This is a genomic window from Streptomyces sp. NPDC001492 (genome assembly GCF_053597275.1).
The window spans coordinates 160,130-176,907 of the sequence record NZ_JBSFHW010000006.1; the positions used below are offsets into that span (position 1 = coordinate 160,130).

15 protein-coding genes are annotated in these 16,778 nt (G+C 70.0%); 9 read left to right on the plus strand and 6 right to left on the minus strand.

What is annotated here, in order from left to right:
- The first annotated feature begins 56 nt into the window (after positions 1–56).
- The 3 genes from ACWC1K_RS10300 (at position 57) to groL (ending at position 3,358) form a co-directional block, all read left to right on the plus strand.
- Positions 57–989, plus strand: coding sequence for a polysaccharide deacetylase family protein (locus ACWC1K_RS10300; RefSeq protein ID WP_450830061.1), 933 nt, complete (start codon positions 57–59; stop codon positions 987–989).
- A 315-nt stretch (positions 990–1,304) separates the two neighbouring features.
- A complete protein-coding gene (gene groES / locus ACWC1K_RS10305; protein ID WP_055493212.1) occupies positions 1,305–1,613 on the plus strand; it encodes a co-chaperone GroES in 309 nt (102 codons plus the stop codon).
- A 119-nt stretch (positions 1,614–1,732) separates the two neighbouring features.
- Entirely contained in the window at positions 1,733–3,358 is a 1,626-nt protein-coding gene (gene groL / locus ACWC1K_RS10310; protein WP_450830063.1) for a chaperonin GroEL, read from the plus strand.
- Between the two features lie 63 nt (positions 3,359–3,421).
- On the opposite strand, the gene ACWC1K_RS10315 is transcribed toward groL, so the two are convergent.
- From ACWC1K_RS10315 to ACWC1K_RS10325, 3 genes are all read right to left on the minus strand, one after another.
- Complete coding sequence (locus tag ACWC1K_RS10315) at positions 3,422–4,129, minus strand: ester cyclase (protein ID WP_450830065.1); 708 nt, start codon at positions 4,127–4,129, stop codon at positions 3,422–3,424.
- 199 nt (positions 4,130–4,328) lie between these two features.
- A complete protein-coding gene (locus ACWC1K_RS10320; RefSeq protein WP_450830067.1) occupies positions 4,329–5,102 on the minus strand; it encodes an SDR family NAD(P)-dependent oxidoreductase in 774 nt (257 codons plus the stop codon).
- Between the two features lie 96 nt (positions 5,103–5,198).
- On the minus strand, positions 5,199–5,867 hold the full coding sequence (locus tag ACWC1K_RS10325; protein ID WP_450830069.1) for an MOSC domain-containing protein: 669 nt from the start codon (positions 5,865–5,867) through the stop codon (positions 5,199–5,201).
- 80 nt (positions 5,868–5,947) lie between these two features.
- On the opposite strand from ACWC1K_RS10325, the gene ACWC1K_RS10330 reads away from it, so the two are divergent.
- A complete protein-coding gene (locus ACWC1K_RS10330; RefSeq protein WP_450830071.1) occupies positions 5,948–6,853 on the plus strand; it encodes a LysR family transcriptional regulator in 906 nt (301 codons plus the stop codon).
- A gap of 62 nt (positions 6,854–6,915) precedes the next feature.
- Here the strand turns inward: ACWC1K_RS10330 and ACWC1K_RS10335 are convergent, their stop codons facing one another.
- Positions 6,916–7,242 (minus strand): WhiB family transcriptional regulator, encoded by a 327-nt coding sequence (locus ACWC1K_RS10335; protein WP_351462437.1) that lies wholly within the window; start codon positions 7,240–7,242, stop codon positions 6,916–6,918.
- Positions 7,243–7,623: 381 nt separating this feature from the next.
- On the opposite strand from ACWC1K_RS10335, the gene ACWC1K_RS10340 reads away from it, so the two are divergent.
- The 4 genes from ACWC1K_RS10340 (at position 7,624) to ACWC1K_RS10355 (ending at position 12,169) form a co-directional block, all read left to right on the plus strand.
- Positions 7,624–8,235: a response regulator transcription factor gene (locus tag ACWC1K_RS10340; RefSeq protein ID WP_003948568.1), complete on the plus strand. Its 612-nt coding sequence runs from the start codon at positions 7,624–7,626 to the stop codon at positions 8,233–8,235.
- A gap of 446 nt (positions 8,236–8,681) precedes the next feature.
- Positions 8,682–9,269, plus strand: a complete 588-nt coding sequence (locus tag ACWC1K_RS10345; RefSeq protein WP_030930346.1) for a sigma-70 family RNA polymerase sigma factor — start codon at positions 8,682–8,684, stop codon at positions 9,267–9,269.
- A gap of 154 nt (positions 9,270–9,423) precedes the next feature.
- The gene (guaB, locus tag ACWC1K_RS10350; protein WP_450830073.1) at positions 9,424–10,926 is read left to right on the plus strand and encodes an IMP dehydrogenase; all 1,503 of its coding nucleotides are present in this window, start codon (positions 9,424–9,426) and stop codon (positions 10,924–10,926) included.
- A gap of 118 nt (positions 10,927–11,044) precedes the next feature.
- Positions 11,045–12,169 carry a GuaB3 family IMP dehydrogenase-related protein gene (locus tag ACWC1K_RS10355; protein WP_450697915.1) on the plus strand — a complete coding sequence of 375 codons (1,125 nt, stop codon included), beginning with the start codon at positions 11,045–11,047 and terminating at the stop codon, positions 12,167–12,169.
- Positions 12,170–12,852: 683 nt separating this feature from the next.
- Here ACWC1K_RS10355 and ACWC1K_RS10360 read toward each other — a convergent pair.
- The gene (locus ACWC1K_RS10360) at positions 12,853–13,392 is read right to left on the minus strand and encodes a hypothetical protein (protein WP_450830075.1); all 540 of its coding nucleotides are present in this window, start codon (positions 13,390–13,392) and stop codon (positions 12,853–12,855) included.
- Between the two features lie 125 nt (positions 13,393–13,517).
- Complete coding sequence (locus ACWC1K_RS10365; protein WP_450830077.1) at positions 13,518–14,723, minus strand: nucleotide sugar dehydrogenase; 1,206 nt, start codon at positions 14,721–14,723, stop codon at positions 13,518–13,520.
- Positions 14,724–14,994: 271 nt separating this feature from the next.
- Here ACWC1K_RS10365 and ACWC1K_RS10370 point away from each other — a divergent pair, with 271 nt between their 5' ends.
- Entirely contained in the window at positions 14,995–16,701 is a 1,707-nt protein-coding gene (locus ACWC1K_RS10370; RefSeq protein WP_450830079.1) for a glycerol-3-phosphate dehydrogenase/oxidase, read from the plus strand.
- The last annotated feature ends 77 nt before the right edge of the window (positions 16,702–16,778 follow it).

The window sequence follows — 16,778 nt, forward strand, 5'->3', positions numbered from 1 at the left end:
CCTCCGGCCGCGTGGCGGGCCGGGATCCGGGTGGTGGCCTGCGATGATCCGGCACCATGGGAGCAGTAGTACAAAACGATAAAAATCGCGCTTACGGGGTGCCATGGGTCCGCGGTGGAATCGCCGTGCTCGCCGTCGCGGCCATCGCCTCGGGCTGTGCCCAGTTCGGCGGCCCGCCGGTACGCCCGGCTCCCGGCCAGCAGCCGCCCCTGCACGCGCCCCCGGCCCGCGCCCTCGACTCCTACGCCACGAGGCTGCGCTCCGCGTACATCGCCCGAGCCGCCGCGGCGCGCCACTGGGACCTGGCGAGGGTCCCGCTGACGGCTCCGGCACCGCCCGCGAAGAAGCCGAAGATCAGGGCACGCAAGGGCTTCGAGGTGGACGACCAGGAGGAACTGAACCTCCCGCCCGTCTTCACGACCGTCCCCACCCGGCAGAAGGTCGTCTTCCTGACCATCGACGACGGCGCCGAGAAGGACCCGGCGTTCCTGCGGATGATGAGCGACCTGAAGATCCCGTACACCGCCTTCCTCAGCAACTTCCTGATCAAGGACGACTACGCCTACTTCCGCCGGATGCAGTCCGAGGGCGGGACCCTCAACAACCACACCCTCACCCACCCCTACCTCCCGGCGCTGTCCTACCGGGAGCAGAGGCACGAGATCTGCGGTATGCAGACGATCATGAGGAAGCAGTTCGGCAGGCGTCCGGCCCTCTTCCGCCCGCCCTTCGGCAACTACAACCAGGACACCCTGATGGCCGCCAAGTCCTGTGGCATCAAGTACGCGCCCATCTGGGACGAGGAGGTCTTCGTCGACCACTGGGAGTACCGCGAGGACGACCGGGACCTGCACCCCGGCGACATCGTCCTCACCCACTTCCGCGGCCGTGACGAGTGGAACGGCACGATGGTCGACGACATGCGCCGCTTCCTGGACAGGGTCACGGCCGACGGATACGCGGTGGCCCGCCTGGAGGACTACCTGTGAGCCCGAGGGGCCCGGCATTTCAGCCCGTCCGGCGTTTGAGGACGAGGCCGTTCAGGCCGAAGCGGGGGGCTGGGGGCGGCAGCCCCCGGGACGTCCACCGAGGCCCGCGGTCAACCGAAAACCCCCCGACGCGCCGCAGGCATTGGCACTCCGCTTGACCGAGTGCTAATCGCAGTCATAGTCTCGGCTCTGGCACTCCCCACTGGAGAGTGCCAACTACGCGACGGGCAGGTCCGGCACCCGCGACGACGGATCCACCTGGTCGCCACCTCAGACAGTTAACCCCGTGAGATCTCCGAAGGGGGAGGTCGGATCGTGACGACCGCCAGCTCCAAGGTTGCCATCAAGCCGCTCGAGGACCGCATCGTGGTCCAGCCGCTGGACGCCGAGCAGACCACGGCCTCTGGCCTGGTCATCCCGGACACCGCCAAGGAGAAGCCCCAGGAGGGCGTCGTCCTGGCCGTGGGCCCGGGCCGCTTCGAGAACGGCGAGCGCCTGCCGCTCGACGTCAAGACCGGCGACATCGTGCTGTACAGCAAGTACGGCGGCACCGAGGTGAAGTACAACGGCGAGGAGTACCTCGTCCTCTCGGCCCGCGACGTGCTCGCGATCATCGAGAAGTAATTCACCTCGAGCATTTTCTGCTTGTGAGCTGCGCCCCGGGTTCCCGCGACCTTATGAAGCCGGGCGTCCGGGGCGCAGTTCGTTTCACCCACGTTTTCCGAGAGGGCTGAACCGCTCCCATGGCGAAGATCCTGAAGTTCGACGAGGACGCCCGTCGCGCCCTCGAGCGCGGCGTCAACAAGCTGGCCGACACGGTCAAGGTGACGATCGGCCCCAAGGGCCGCAACGTCGTCATCGACAAGAAGTTCGGCGCGCCCACCATCACCAACGACGGCGTCACCATCGCCCGTGAGGTCGAGGTCGAGGACCCGTACGAGAACCTCGGTGCCCAGCTGGTGAAGGAGGTGGCGACCAAGACCAACGACATCGCGGGTGACGGCACCACCACCGCCACCGTGCTCGCCCAGGCGCTGGTGCGCGAGGGCCTGAAGAACGTCGCCGCGGGTGCCTCCCCGGCGCTGCTGAAGAAGGGCATCGACGCGGCCGTGGCGGCCGTCTCCGAGGACCTCCTCGCCACCGCCCGCCCGATCGACGAGAAGTCCGACATCGCCGCCGTGGCCGCGCTCTCCGCGCAGGACCAGCAGGTCGGCGAGCTCATCGCCGAGGCGATGGACAAGGTCGGCAAGGACGGTGTCATCACCGTCGAGGAGTCCAACACCTTCGGTCTGGAGCTGGACTTCACCGAGGGCATGGCCTTCGACAAGGGCTACCTGTCGCCGTACTTCGTGACGGACCAGGAGCGCATGGAGGCCGTCCTGGAGGACCCCTACATCCTCATCAACCAGGGCAAGATCTCCTCCATCGCCGACCTGCTGCCGCTGCTGGAGAAGGTCATCCAGACCAACTCCTCCAAGCCGCTGCTGATCATCGCCGAGGACGTCGAGGGCGAGGCCCTGTCGACCCTGGTCGTCAACAAGATCCGCGGCACCTTCAATGCCGTCGCGGTGAAGGCCCCGGGCTTCGGCGACCGCCGCAAGGCGATGCTGCAGGACCTGGCGATCCTCACCGGCGCCACGGTCATCTCCGAGGAGGTCGGCCTCAAGCTGGACCAGGTCGGCCTGGACGTGCTGGGCTCCGCCCGCCGCGTCACCGTCACCAAGGACGACACCACGGTCGTCGACGGCGCCGGCAACTCCGAGGACGTCACGGGCCGCGTCGCCCAGATCAAGGCCGAGATCGAGAACACGGACTCCGACTGGGACCGCGAGAAGCTCCAGGAGCGCCTCGCGAAGCTGGCCGGCGGCGTGTGCGTGATCAAGGTCGGCGCCGCCACCGAGGTGGAGCTGAAGGAGAAGAAGCACCGTCTGGAGGACGCCATCTCCGCGACCCGCGCCGCGGTCGAGGAGGGCATCGTCTCCGGCGGTGGCTCCGCTCTGGTCCACGCCGCCAAGGTGCTCGAGGGCGGCCTCGGCAAGACCGGCGACGAGGCCACCGGTGTCGCCGTCGTCCGCAAGGCCGTCGTCGAGCCGCTGCGCTGGATCGCCGAGAACGCCGGCCTCGAGGGCTACGTCATCACCTCCAAGGTCGCCGAGCTCGAGAAGGGCCAGGGCTTCAACGCCGCCACCGGCGAGTACGGCGACCTGGTCAAGGCCGGCGTCATCGACCCGGTCAAGGTCACCCGCTCCGCCCTGGAGAACGCCGCCTCCATCGCCTCCCTCCTGCTGACGACCGAGACCCTGGTCGTCGAGAAGAAGGAAGAGGAAGAGCCGGCCGCCGCGGGCCACGGCCACGGCCACGCCCACTGACATCGCTCAGTAGACGGTACGAAGGCCCGGCACCCCTGGGGTGCCGGGCCTTTCGCCGTTCCCCTACTTCTCCATCCCCTCCAGCGCGCCCAGTTGGGCCATCAGCCCCAGCCGGTCGTACTCCCACCAGCCCTCGACGATCTTCCCTTCCTCATTGCACCGGAAGATGGTCGTGCCCGTCATGACGACGTTCTTCCCGGTGGACGGGAGCCCCATGAACTCGCCGGTCTGGGTGCCGCGCCAGGTCCACCGGGTGCTCACCCGGTCGCCCTGCGAGATCTGGTCCTCGATGTCGAAGGCGAAGTCGAACCCGCTGCGCCACATGCCGATCTCACGCCGCATGGCGTCCATGCCCATGGTGTCCTGCTCGTTGGCGGGATCGTGGTCGTGGTAGTTCTCGGCGATGAGATCGTCGAGCGGCGGCAGCTCGCCCTTGGTGGCGATGGTCTCGAAGAACCGCCGCACGTTCGCCGCGTACAACTGCTCGTCGCGCACGACGTCCAGGTCGGTGAAGGTCGGCATCTCGTCGCAGAGAGCCACCATCTCGCGGAAGATCTTGTCGGTCTCGGGCAGGTTGGAGTTCCGCATCGCCTCCTCGTACGAGGGGAACTCGACGATCTCGATGAAGTGGGACGCGTCGGAGTGGTCCTTGCCGACCACCGCGTGCGTCGCCGTCCGCTTCCCCCTGGTCTGCTCGACCCAGGTGTCCATCAGCCGGTTGATGTCGTCGAACCGGCTGGTCTTGCAGTCGATGATCTGAACGAAGGTCATGGTCTTGCCTCCGGTCCCCGAGGTCCGGTTACTGCACTGTTCCGGGGGCGGTGACAGCAGCGGCTTCGCCGCAGGCCCCCGGCCCCCCGGCGGAAAAGCAGGTCGACGGAGGTGGCCGGCGCGAACCTCGCGAGGCGCACCTCAGTACCAGCACCATTCTCCCACCGGGGCTCCACTGCGCCCCCCGAGCGCCGGGAGGCTACTGCGGCCCGTACTTCCGGCCGGTCCGCGAGGTGATCCCGCCCAGCAGCCCCCGGGGCGTCACCTTCACGACCCCCATCAGCGCCTTGTACCGCGCGTCCGGAATGGACAGCGACTTTCCCCGCGCCAGATCCGACAGTGCCGCCGCCACCAGCTTGTCGGCGTCGAGCCACATCCACCCGGGGATGTTGTCCGTGCCCATCCCGGCCCGCTGATGGAACTCGGTGCGCACGAATCCCGGGCACAGCGCCATCAACCGCACGCCACTGCCCGCCAGGTCCTTCGCCGCCCCCTGCGTGAACTGCACGACCCACGCCTTGGAGGCTCCGTAGGTGCCGCGCGGCACGAAGGCGGCCACGGACGCGACGTTGACGACCCCGCCGCGACCCCGCTCGCGCATCGCCTCGGTCGCCGCCATGGTCAGCCGCAGCACCGCCTCGCAGTGCACCTTGAGCATCTGCAGCTCGTCGGCGAGGGGTACGTCGAGGAAGCGGCCCTTGTTGCCGAAGCCGGCGTTGTTGATCAGCAGGTCGACGGGGTTCTTGCGGTCGGCCAGGCGCGTGGCCACGGCCTCGATGCCCTCGTCCGTGGCGAGGTCGGCGGTGAGCACCTCCGCCTCGATGCCGTGCCGGTCGTGCAGTTCGGTCGCCTGTTCCTGCAGTCGCTTGGTGTCGCGGGCGACGAGCACCAGGTTGTGCCCGTCGGCCGACAGCCGCCGCGCGAACGCGGCGCCGATGCCCGCGGTCGATCCCGTAATCAGAGCCGTTGTCATGGCCCAAGGGTAGTGACCCGGACTGCGGGACTCCGATCTCTGCACAGGGCCCGACGGTGGTGAAGCATCGGAGAAGAGCAGGTATCTGACTGGTCGTCAGGAATGGTGCTTCTCCAGGTACAGACGCGCCGCCTCACGTCCGTCCGGATGCAGTGCCTCACCCGCCGCCAGCAGCCGCGGCAGCAGTTCCCGCTCCGTCGTGACCGCCCGGAACTGCAGCGCCACCGTCACGTCGTGGTCCGGCCGGTGCACGATCTCGACCGGGTCGCCGGAGCGGATCTCACCGGGCGCGATCACCCGCAGATAGGCGCCCGGAGCACCCTTCTGCGTGAACCGCTTCACCCACCCCTTCTCACCCAGATGGCCCTGGAAGGTGCGGCAGGGGATCCGGCCGGAGGTGACCTCCAGGACGACCTCCGGTCCGATGCGCCAGCGCTCGCCGATCAGCGCGCCGGATATGTCGAGGCCCTCGGTGGTGAGGTTCTCGCCGAACGAGCCGCTCGGCAGCGGGCGCCCCAACTCGCGCTCCCAGTCGTCCAGATCCTCGCGCGCGACGGCGTACACCGCCTGGTCGTCGCCCCCGTGGTGGCGCAGTTCGCACACCGCGTCCCCGGCCAGCCCGCTCGCACCGATCCCCCTGGGCCCCGGCGCCGCCACCCGCACCGGCCCCGCCACCGGCTGCTTGTCGATGCCGGTCACCCCGTCCGGCTGGCCCGTGTACGGCACGGACTTCGGACGGCCGAGGTTCACTGACAGTAGCTTCATGCCCGAACGGTAGGGGATGCCCCCTCAAAGCGTCGACGCATTATCGGGTGTCCGGCCAAAGGATCGCTTATCCTCGAAGGGTGATCGAAGCCCGCCATCTGCGCGTTCTGCGCGCCGTCGCCGCCACCGGCTCCTTCTCGGCCGCCGGGCGCGAACTGGGCTGTACGCAGCCCGCCGTCAGCCAGCAGATGAAGGCCCTGGAGGCATCGGTCGGCACGCCGCTGCTCGTCCGCGGCGGGCGCGAGATGCGGCTGACCCAGGCGGGTGAGGCGCTGGTGCGGCATGCCTCGGGGATCCTGGCCGGGCTCACGGCGGCGGAGGAGGAGGTCGCCGCCATCGCGGGGCTGCGCGCCGGCCGGGTACGGCTCGTCTCCTTCCCGAGCGGCAGCTCGACGCTCGTGCCCACCGCCCTCGCGGCCCTGCGCGCCGCCCACCCCGGCACCCGGGTCTTTCTGGAGGAGGCCGAGCCGCCCGCCTCCGTCGGGCTGCTGCGCGAGGGCGACTGCGACGTGGCGCTGGCCTTCCGCTACGAGGGCGCGGCGACCGCGGAGGAGTGGGACGACCTCGTCGTACGACCGTTGCTGAGCGACCGGCTCGTCGGTCTCGTGCCCGAGCGGCACCGGCTCGCACAGGCCTCGGCCGTGTCCATCGGGGACCTCGCGCATGAGCCGTGGATCGCCGGCTGCCCGCGCTGCCGTGGGCAGTTGGTCGAGGTCTGCGAGAGCGCGGGGTTCACGCCGCGCATCGACTTCGCCACCGACGACTATCCGGCCGTCGTCGGCCTGGTCGGGGCGGGCCTCGGCGTCGCCGTACTGCCGCAGCTCGCCGTCGAGTCGGTACGGCCGCGGCACGCGCGCGTGCTGACACTGGAGCCGGCGGTGCGCCGGGAGATCGTGGCCCTGACGCTGCCCGACCTGGCCCAGGTGCCCGCGGTCGCGGCGACCCTGGAGCACCTGGGGCGTGCGGCCGCAGACCGGCAAAAATGATGGGCACGCGCACGCGTGCCCATCCCGTGGAGTCGAAGAAACGTTCCTTCAGGTGTTCGAGTTCAATTGTTCGAGCCGCCGTCCCCGCCGGTCGCCGCCGCCACCAGCCGGTTGCGCGCCCGTCCCATGAGCTCCTCGCGCTCGTCCTCGGTCAGGCCGCCCCACACGCCGTACGGCTCTCTCACCGCCAGCGCGTGCGCCGCGCACTGCGCGCGTACCGGGCACCTCATACAGACCTCCTTGGCCGAGTTCTCGCGAGCGCTCCGGGCCGCACCGCGCTCACCCTCCGGATGAAAGAAGAGCGAGCTGTCCACCCCGCGACAGGCGGCCAGAAGCTGCCAGTCCCACAGGTCCGCGTTCGGTCCGGGAAGGCGGGAGAAATCTGCCATTGCGTGACCCCTTGTAGCCGTTCTGAGCGGATACGGTGCCCACGACCGTATATCTACGATCTAAGGAGATGAAAATATGACTCATTGCGAATCTAGCCTCAGACACCAGTAGATGGGAAGAAAAAGGGCTAAATGGGGCATGGGTTGTGATGAAACGTTGAGGGTCCGCCCTGCATGTCTGCACCGTGTCCGTGCCCTCACGTAGAGTGCCGAAGATGGCACACGGCCCCGTAACTCTTTCGAGTGACCATCGTTGAGAGTGCGGAGGCGGTTGAAGCAACAAGTGCTCGGGCAGGCGTCCGAGACGGTCGACCGCACAGGTGACGATTTCGTACCAGCCTGGAGGCTCAAGGTGACGTGCATCAGCTGCGGAGGGCGGCCATGACATCCGTCCTCGTCTGCGACGACTCCCCGCTTGCCCGAGAGGCGCTCCGCCGCGCGGTCGCGACCGTGCCCGGCGTCGAGCGCGTGACGACCGCGGCCAACGGCGAGGAAGTCCTCCGCCGCTGGGGCGCCGACCGTTCGGACCTGATTCTGATGGACGTACGCATGCCCGGACTGGGCGGCGTCGAGACCGTCCGCCGGCTGCTGTCCGCCGACCCCGGCGCGCGCATCATCATGCTCACCGTCGCCGAGGACCTGGACGGGGTGGCCCTCGCGGTCGCCGCGGGTGCCCGCGGCTATCTGCACAAGGACGCCTCGCGCGCGGAGTTGCGCGCGACCGTCACCCAGGCGCTCGCCGACCCGACCTGGCGGCTGGCCCCGCGCCGGCTGCGCTCCGCCGAGATGGGCGCCGCGCCCACGCTCACCGCGCGTGAGATCCAGGTCCTGGAGGGCATGAGCCACGGCCGCTCCAATGCGGAGATCGGCCGCGAGCTGTTCCTCTCCGAGGACACCGTCAAGACGCACGCCCGGCGGCTCTTCAAGAAGCTCGGCGCCTCGGACCGGGCGCACGCCGTGGCGCTCGGCTTCCGCTGGGGCCTGGTTCGCTAGGCCGGTCGGGTGTGTTGCAGCGGGGGTTCGGGAACCCCCGCCCACCGCGGGGTGGGTGGGGCCGGGCGACCCCGGGGAAGTTCGGGCATGCCCGCGCGCCGTCCGGCACGGGCGCCCTTCGTCGCACCGGTCAAAGGCCCTGGCAGCTCTGCTGCGAGGGCCTTCGTCCGGCATGGCTCGGGTCGGCGCCGGCTGCTGCCGCGGCGGGCGTGGATAGGCGTCGGCACCCTCCTCGGAGCCGCCGGGCGAAAGGTCCTGGCGGATGCCCGATGCTCGTTTCGGCGCGGATGCCGCATCCTTGAGGTGTGGAGTCTCTCGGGGACGAGTCGGTCGAGCGGAAGGGGAGGGTGCAAGGGATGAGTTCCGGCGCACCTGCTCATAACGCTTCGGTGCACAACATCGGACACGGTGCCACGGCCCGCGCGGCCGCAAGGCACCATGGACCGATGCGCGACGACGAGGCGGCGAGTGCCGCAGGGGCGATCGGTGCACTCGTCCATCGCGCCGTGGACGGGGACGAGCAGGCCACACACGATCTGCTGGCCCATGTCCACCCCCTGGCGCTGCGCTACTGCCGCACGCGTCTGTCCCGTCTGCCGGGTGATGCCCGGCACTTCGTGGAGGACCTCGCGCAGGAGGTGTGCGTCGCCGTCCTCCTCGCGCTGCCGCGCTACAAGGACACCGGACGCCCCTTCGAGGCGTTCGTCTTCGCCATCGCCGCGCACAAGGTCGCGGACCTGCAGCGGGCGGCGATGCGGCACCCGGGGTCGACGGCGGTCCCGTCCGACGAGATGCCGGAGCGGCCGGACGACTCGCTCGGCCCGGAGGAGCGGGCGCTGCTCAGCAGCGACGCCGAATGGGCCAAGAAACTGCTGGCCAACCTGCCGGAGAACCAGCGCGAGCTGCTCCTGCTGCGGATCGCGGTGGGTCTCACGGCCGAGGAGACCGGACAGATGTTGGGAATGTCACCCGGAGCGGTGCGGGTCGCACAGCACCGGGCCCTGAGTCGGCTCAGGGCGCTCGCGGAGCAGTAACCCCACTGCCGTAAGCGCCTTCCTTGAACAGGGCTCTCGGCAATCCCGTACGAACATACGAAGCCCAGAGTCATGCGGAACCGTGGAATTCGAGAGCCGTGCTTCCCGTTAGCATGGACATCCGCACCGATCAAGGCCATTTGGGGAAGGTGTCATGACTGCGAACGTCGACGGAGTGCCCGGTAAATTCGCGACACTCGGGCTGACCTACGACGACGTGCTGCTGCTGCCGGGCGCATCCGAGGTGCTCCCCAACGCGGTCGACACCTCGTCCCGCATCTCCCGCAACGTCCGGGTCAACATCCCGCTGCTCTCCGCGGCGATGGACAAGGTGACCGAGTCCCGCATGGCGATCGCGATGGCCCGCCTCGGCGGCGTCGGCGTGCTGCACCGCAACCTGTCCGTGGAGGACCAGGTCAACCAGGTCGACCTGGTCAAGCGGTCCGAGTCCGGCATGGTCACCGACCCCATCACGGTGCACCCGGAGGCGACGCTCGCCGAGGCGGACGCCCTGTGCGCCAAGTTCCGCATCAGCGGTGTCCCCGTCACCGACCCGGCCGGCAAGCTGCTCGGCATCGTCACCAACCGTGACATGGCCTTCGAGTCCGACCGCAGCCGCCAGGTGCGCGAGGTCATGACGCCGATGCCGCTGGTCACCGGCAAGGTCGGCATCTCCGGTGTGGACGCCATGGAGCTGCTGCGCAGGCACAAGATCGAGAAGCTGCCGCTGGTCGACGACAACGGCATCCTCAAGGGCCTCATCACGGTCAAGGACTTCGTCAAGGCCGAGAAGTACCCGAACGCCGCCAAGGACGCCGAGGGCCGGCTGCTGGTCGGTGCCGCCGTGGGCGCCAGCCCCGAGGCCCTGGAGCGCGCCCAGGCGCTCGCCGAGGCCGGTGTGGACTTCCTGGTCGTCGACACCTCGCACGGCCACAACAGCAACGCGCTGAGCTGGATGTCGAAGATCAAGTCGAGCGTCTCCGTCGACGTGATCGGCGGCAACGTCGCCACCCGCGACGGCGCGCAGGCCCTCATCGACGCCGGTGTCGACGGCATCAAGGTGGGCGTCGGCCCCGGTTCGATCTGTACGACCCGCGTGGTCGCCGGCATCGGCGTCCCGCAGGTCACCGCCATCTACGAGGCCTCCCTCGCGGCCCGTCCGGCGGGCATCCCGCTGATCGGCGACGGCGGCCTGCAGTACTCCGGCGACATCGGCAAGGCGCTCGCGGCCGGCGCCGACACGGTGATGCTCGGCTCGCTGCTCGCGGGCTGCGAGGAGTCGCCCGGCGAGCTGCAGTTCATCAACGGCAAGCAGTTCAAGTCGTACCGCGGCATGGGCTCGCTCGGCGCGATGCAGTCCCGCGGCCAGGCGAAGTCGTACTCGAAGGACCGCTACTTCCAGGGCGAGGTCGCCTCCGACGACAAGCTGGTGCCCGAGGGCATCGAGGGCCAGGTGCCCTACCGCGGCCCGCTGTCCAGCGTCCTGCACCAGCTCGTCGGCGGTCTGCGCCAGACCATGGGCTATGTGGGCGCGGCCACCATCGAGGAGATGGAGTCCAAGGGCCGCTTCGTGCGGATCACCTCCGCGGGCCTCAAGGAGAGCCACCCGCACGACATCCAGATGACGGTCGAGGCGCCGAACTACAGCCGCAAGTAGTCGCACAAGCGGTCAGCAGGCTCCTTCAAGGGCGGTCCCGGAAGCACCGGGGCCGCCCTTGTCGTACCCGTCGGCGATACTGGAAGACGCTGCAACGCATCAGGGAAAGGCCACAGACGTGACTGAGATCGAGATCGGGCGCGGCAAGCGCGGCCGCCGGGCGTACGCCTTCGACGACATCGCCGTCGTCCCCAGCCGCCGTACGCGGGACCCGAAGGAGGTCTCGATCGCCTGGCAGATCGACGCCTACCGCTTCGAGCTGCCGTTTCTGGCCGCCCCCATGGACTCCGTGGTCTCCCCGGCCACCGCGATCCGCATCGGCGAGCTCGGCGGCCTCGGCGTGCTGAACCTCGAAGGCCTGTGGACGAGGTACGAGGACCCGCAGCCGCTGCTCGACGAGATCGTCGGCCTCGACGCGGAGCGGGCCACGCGCCGGCTCCAGGAGATCTACGCCGCTCCCATCAAGGAGGAGCTGATCGGCGCGCGCCTGAAGGAGGTGCGCGACTCCGGCGTGGTCACCGCCGCCGCGCTCTCCCCGCAGCGCACGGCCCAGTTCTCCAAGGCCGTCGTGGACGCGGGCGTGGACATCTTCGTCATCCGCGGTACGACGGTCTCCGCGGAGCACGTCTCCGGCTCGCACGAGCCGCTGAACCTGAAGCAGTTCATCTACGAGCTCGACGTCCCGGTGATCGTCGGCGGCTGCGCCACGTACACGGCGGCCCTGCACCTGATGCGCACGGGCGCGGCGGGCGTGCTCGTCGGCTTCGGCGGCGGCGCCGCGCACACCACGCGCAACGTGCTGGGCATCCAGGTCCCGATGGCGACCGCGGTCGCGGACGTGGCGGCGGCCCGCCGTGACTACATGGACGAGTCCGGCGGCCGGTACGTGCATGTGATCGCGGATGGTGGCGTCGGCTGGTCCGGCGACCTGCCGAAGGCGATCGCCTGTGGCGCGGACGCCGTGATGATGGGCTCCCCGCTCGCGCGCGCCACGGACGCGCCCGGCAAGGGCAACCACTGGGGCATGGAGGCCGTCAACGAGGAGCTGCCGCGCGGCAAGAAGGTCGACCTCGGCACGGTCGGCACCATCGAGGAGGTGCTGACCGGCCCGTCGCACACTCCTGACGGCTCCATGAACCTCTTCGGTGCGCTGCGGCGGGCGATGGCCACGACCGGGTACAGCGAGCTGAAGGAGTTCCAGCGCGTCGAGGTGACGGTGGCGGACTCGCAGCACAAGCGGTAGGGCTTAAGGCATCAAGGGGGCCGGTCACCTGGTGGGGTGACCGGCCCCCTTCGTATGCCCTGGGCTTGCGCGGGGCGCGTGGGGTGGTGCGGGGGCGTGCGGTTGCGTTCGGGGCGAATACGGGCTGGTCAGCCGTGTCGAGGGCGATAACGTCCGTGTCGGCGCCCCAGGTTGTTGGAGCGCCCCCTTCCAAGGATTTGGTTCCGGACCCCGCTCCTCGGGGCCCGGCCCGATTTCCAACGGACCGTCTACCGGGTCAATGGGCGGCGTCGTGGAAGGGGGCGCCCATGGGACGTCACCGCAGGCCCACTCGCTGGGATCGGATCCGTCTGTGGATGGTGAAGTGCCGGAGGAGGTGGATCTTGCGGATTTTCGGATGGTGAGCGGCCGCCCCCAAACGACCTAGGGGCGGACACTCCGTGAACCATCCAGGAGCCCGTCGCAGTGACCGCTGCGGTGGGCTCCACCTTGGTGGGTGCAATGGTGAGCGACCGTCCCCGCGCAAACCAGGGGCGGACACTCCGTGATCCATCCACAAGCCTGCCGCAGTCCCACCTGCGACCGACCCCACCTGTCTCCGTAAGGTACCCGCGCCGCGCCCCGCATGCCACCAGCCCCGGAGCCCTCCGCACCCGCGCGCCCCCTTCACAACCGACGCGCCGCCCCGCACCGCACCGGCAGGGTCAGACCGCCGCCTTCTTGGCCCCCGTGAACGCGACATACGCGGCGATCGCGAAGAACACGAACGTCAGCGGGTCGGCGTCCGCCTTCCAGGCCTCCTGGACCACGCTGAGGTGCTGGAAGAAGACCTCGTTGAAGCCGACCTTGACCTGGTCCGCGATGAGCATGGCCTCGCCCACCAGCTGGCCGAGGTAGACGGCGGCCAGGGACAGGACCGCGCTCGCGACCGGCAGGACCGGGTTGCGGCCGCCGAGCCGGCCCGCGGCGAGGCCGATCAGGAAGCCGACGCCGACCGCCGCCCAGCCGATCTCGTGCTTGGTCAGGCCGATGATCACGCCGTAGACACCGGCGACGACGACGGCGGCAGCGAACGCGGCGCCCAGACCGAGCCCGATGTTGTTCTTCACGGGAGCGGGCACCGGAGCGGGCGCGTACGGAACGCCCGGCGCCGGAGGCTGCGGTGCCGCGTCCGGCTGCTGGGTGTCCGGGTTGCCGTCGGCCTGCTGGGGCTGCTGCGGCGGCGTTGGAGCTGACTGGCTCATGACAGAGATCCCCCCACGGGATGGAACGAGCGGATGGTGAAGCGAAGAAAGTGTGCGCACGCATGTGCGACGAGTGGAGGGAGAGTAACAGGTGGGGGTGACAGGGCGACCAGCGAAATATGCGCTCAGAGGCGGTGGGCGGCCCCCGTCGGCACGGCTCCGCGCGTGTCCAGCAGCAACTGCGCCTTCACCGACAGGCCTTGGAGGTCGTACGTCCGGTGCTGCTGGAGCAGGATCGTCAGATCGGCCTCGGCCGCGGCCTCGTAGAGGGCGTCCGCGCGCGGGACCGGCCGGTCCTGGACGCTCCAGGACGGGACGTGCGGGTCGTGGTAGCTGATCGAGGCGCCCAGTTCCATGAGGCGGACGGCGATCTCCGGTGCGGTGGTGCCCTGTTGGTCGGCGAGGTCCGGCTTGTAGGTGACGCCGAGGAGCAGCACGCGTGCGCCGCGCGCCGACTTGCCGTGCTCGTTGAGGAGGGCCGCGGCGCGCTGGACGACGTAACGGGGCATCTGGCTGTTGACCTGCTGGGCGAGTTCGACCATGCGCAGGCGGCCGGGGCCACCGGTCAGGTCCTGGGGGACGGCGTGGCCGCCGACGCCGGGGCCGGGGCGGAAGGCCTCGAAGCCGAACGGCTTGGTCTCCGCGCAGCGGATGACGTCCCAGACGTCGACTCCGAGGTGGTTGCAGAGGACGGCCATCTCGTTGACGAGCGCGATGTTGACGTGCCGGAAGTTGGTCTCCAGGAGTTGCACGGTCTCCGCCTCGCGCAGTCCACGCGCGCGTACCACCTTGTCGGTGAGGCGGCCGTAGAAGGCGGCGGCGGACTCGGTGCAGGCGGAGGTGAGGCCTCCGATCACCTTGGGGATGTTGGCCGGGGTGAAGGCGCGGTTGCCGGGGTCGACCCGGCTGGGGGAGTAGGCGAGGTGGAAGTCGCGGCCCGCCTGCAGCCCGGAGCCCTCCTCCAGGAGGGGGCACAGGAACTCCTCGGTGGTGCCCGGGGGGACGGGCGACTCCAGGATGACCGTGGTGTGCGGGCGCAGCTGCGCGGCCAGGGCGCGGGCAGCGGCCTCCACCTGGCCGAGGTCCAGCTTGCCGTCGGCGCCGCGCGGGGTCGGCACGCAGATGACCGCGGTGCGGACGCGGCCGAGCTCGGCCGGGCTGGTGGCGTGCCGGAAGCCCCCCGAGAGCATCCGGCGCAGCTCGGCGGGGCTGAGGGAGCCCTGCTCGGGCCCGGTCCGGTAGCCGAGTGTGGGGATGCCGGCCGCGACGGCTGCCTGGGCCAGGGGCAGGCCGAACGGGCCGAGTCCGATGACGGCGAGATCTGCGGGCATGGCGTGGGCCGTCCTCCCAATAACCGAAGCGGGGCAGGTGCGCAAGTCCTATGGACAGGACAGGCGAAGTGCAATGTCACACTAGGAGTAAATATGACCGATTTGCGGGATTGGTTGTCCGCGTTTTCCGCAGGTCTCGGGAATGTTGTCCACAGGCTGGGGGCGACTGGTGGCTGAAGCCGGGCAAGCCGGTCAGAATTTGGGCATGGGGGATGAGAACCGGGCTTCGCCCGACGGGTGCGGCCGACGCTACCGATAGCGGGAGGCAGCGGTGAGGACAGCGACACTGGGGCCGGCGCAGCGAGCCGAGTCACTGGCGGGAATGGCCGAGCGCGAGCTGGACGTACTGGTGGTGGGCGGCGGCGTGGTCGGTGCGGGGACCGCCCTGGACGCCGTGACACGCGGACTGTCCACCGGCCTGGTCGAGGCGCGTGACTGGGCGTCGGGCACCTCCAGCAGGTCCAGCAAGCTGATCCACGGCGGACTGCGCTATCTGGAGATGCTCGACTTCGCGCTCGTACGGGAGGCACTGAAGGAGCGCGGCCTGCTGCTGGAGCGGCTGGCCCCGCATCTGGTGAAGCCGGTGCCGTTCCTGTACCCGCTGCAGCACAAGGGCTGGGAGCGCCTGTACGCCGGTTCGGGCGTCGCGCTCTACGACGCGATGTCGATGGCCCGCGGACACGGCCGCGGCCTGCCCGTGCACCGTCATCTGACCCGCCGCCACGCCCTGCGCGTGGCACCCGCCTTGAAGAAGGACGCGCTGGTCGGGGCCCTGCAGTACTACGACGCCCAGGTGGACGACGCCCGTTATGTGGCCACCCTGGTGCGCACGGCGGTGGCGTACGGCGCGAGGGCCGCCAACCGCGCGCGGGTGACGGGCTTCCTGCGGGAGGGGGAACGGGTCGTCGGGGCGCGCGTGCAGGACGTAGAGGCGGGCGGCGAGTACGAGGTCCGCGCCAAGCAGATCGTCAACGCGACCGGTGTGTGGACCGACGACACCCAGGCCATGGTGGGCGAGCGCGGCCAGTTCCACGTGCGGGCGTCCAAGGGCATCCACCTGGTCGTACCGAAGGACCGCATCAGCTCCTCGTCGGGGCTGATCCTGCGCACCGAGAAGTCCGTGCTGTTCGTCATCCCCTGGGGCCGGCACTGGATCGTCGGCACCACGGACACCGACTGGGACCTCGACAAGGCGCACCCGGCCGCGTCCAGCGCGGACATCGACTACCTCCTGGAGCATGTGAACTCGGTCCTCGCGGTGCCGCTGACGCGGGACGACGTGCAGGGCGTGTACGCGGGGCTGCGTCCGCTGCTGGCCGGCGAGTCGGAGGCCACCAGCAAGCTGTCGCGCGAGCACACCGTGGCGCATCCCGCGCCCGGCCTTGTCGTGGTGGCGGGCGGCAAGTACACGACGTACCGGGTGATGGCCAAGGACGCGGTGGACGAGGCGGTCCACGGCCTCGACCTGCGGGTCGCCGAGTGCGTCACGGAGGACGTGCCGCTGCTGGGGGCCGAGGGCTACCGGGCGCTGTGGAACGCGCGGGCGCGGATCGCGGCGCGGACGGGTCTTCATGTGGTGCGCGTGGAGCATCTGCTGAACCGGTACGGGTCGATGGCGGAGGAGGTCCTCGACCTCGTCGTCGGCGACGCCTCCCTCGGGGAGCCGTTGCAGGCCGCCGACGACTATCTGCGCGCCGAGGTCGTGTACGCCGCCTCGCACGAGGGCGCCCGGCACCTGGACGACGTGCTGACCCGGCGCACCCGCATCTCCATCGAGACCTTCGACCGGGGGGCGCGCAGCGCACGGGAGGCGGCCGAGCTCATGGCACCGGTGCTGGGCTGGGACAAGGACCAGATCGAGCGCGAGATCGAGCACTACGAGAAGCGGGTGGAGGCCGAGCGGGAGTCGCAGCGGCAGCCGGACGACCTGACGGCGGACGCGGCGCGGTTGGGGGCGCCGGACATCGTGCCGTTGTAGGAGGCCGGGAGTCCGGGAGTCCGGGCATGCGGGCGTCCGCAGATCACTCGAACGAGTGGCGGGATCCGGGATCTTCG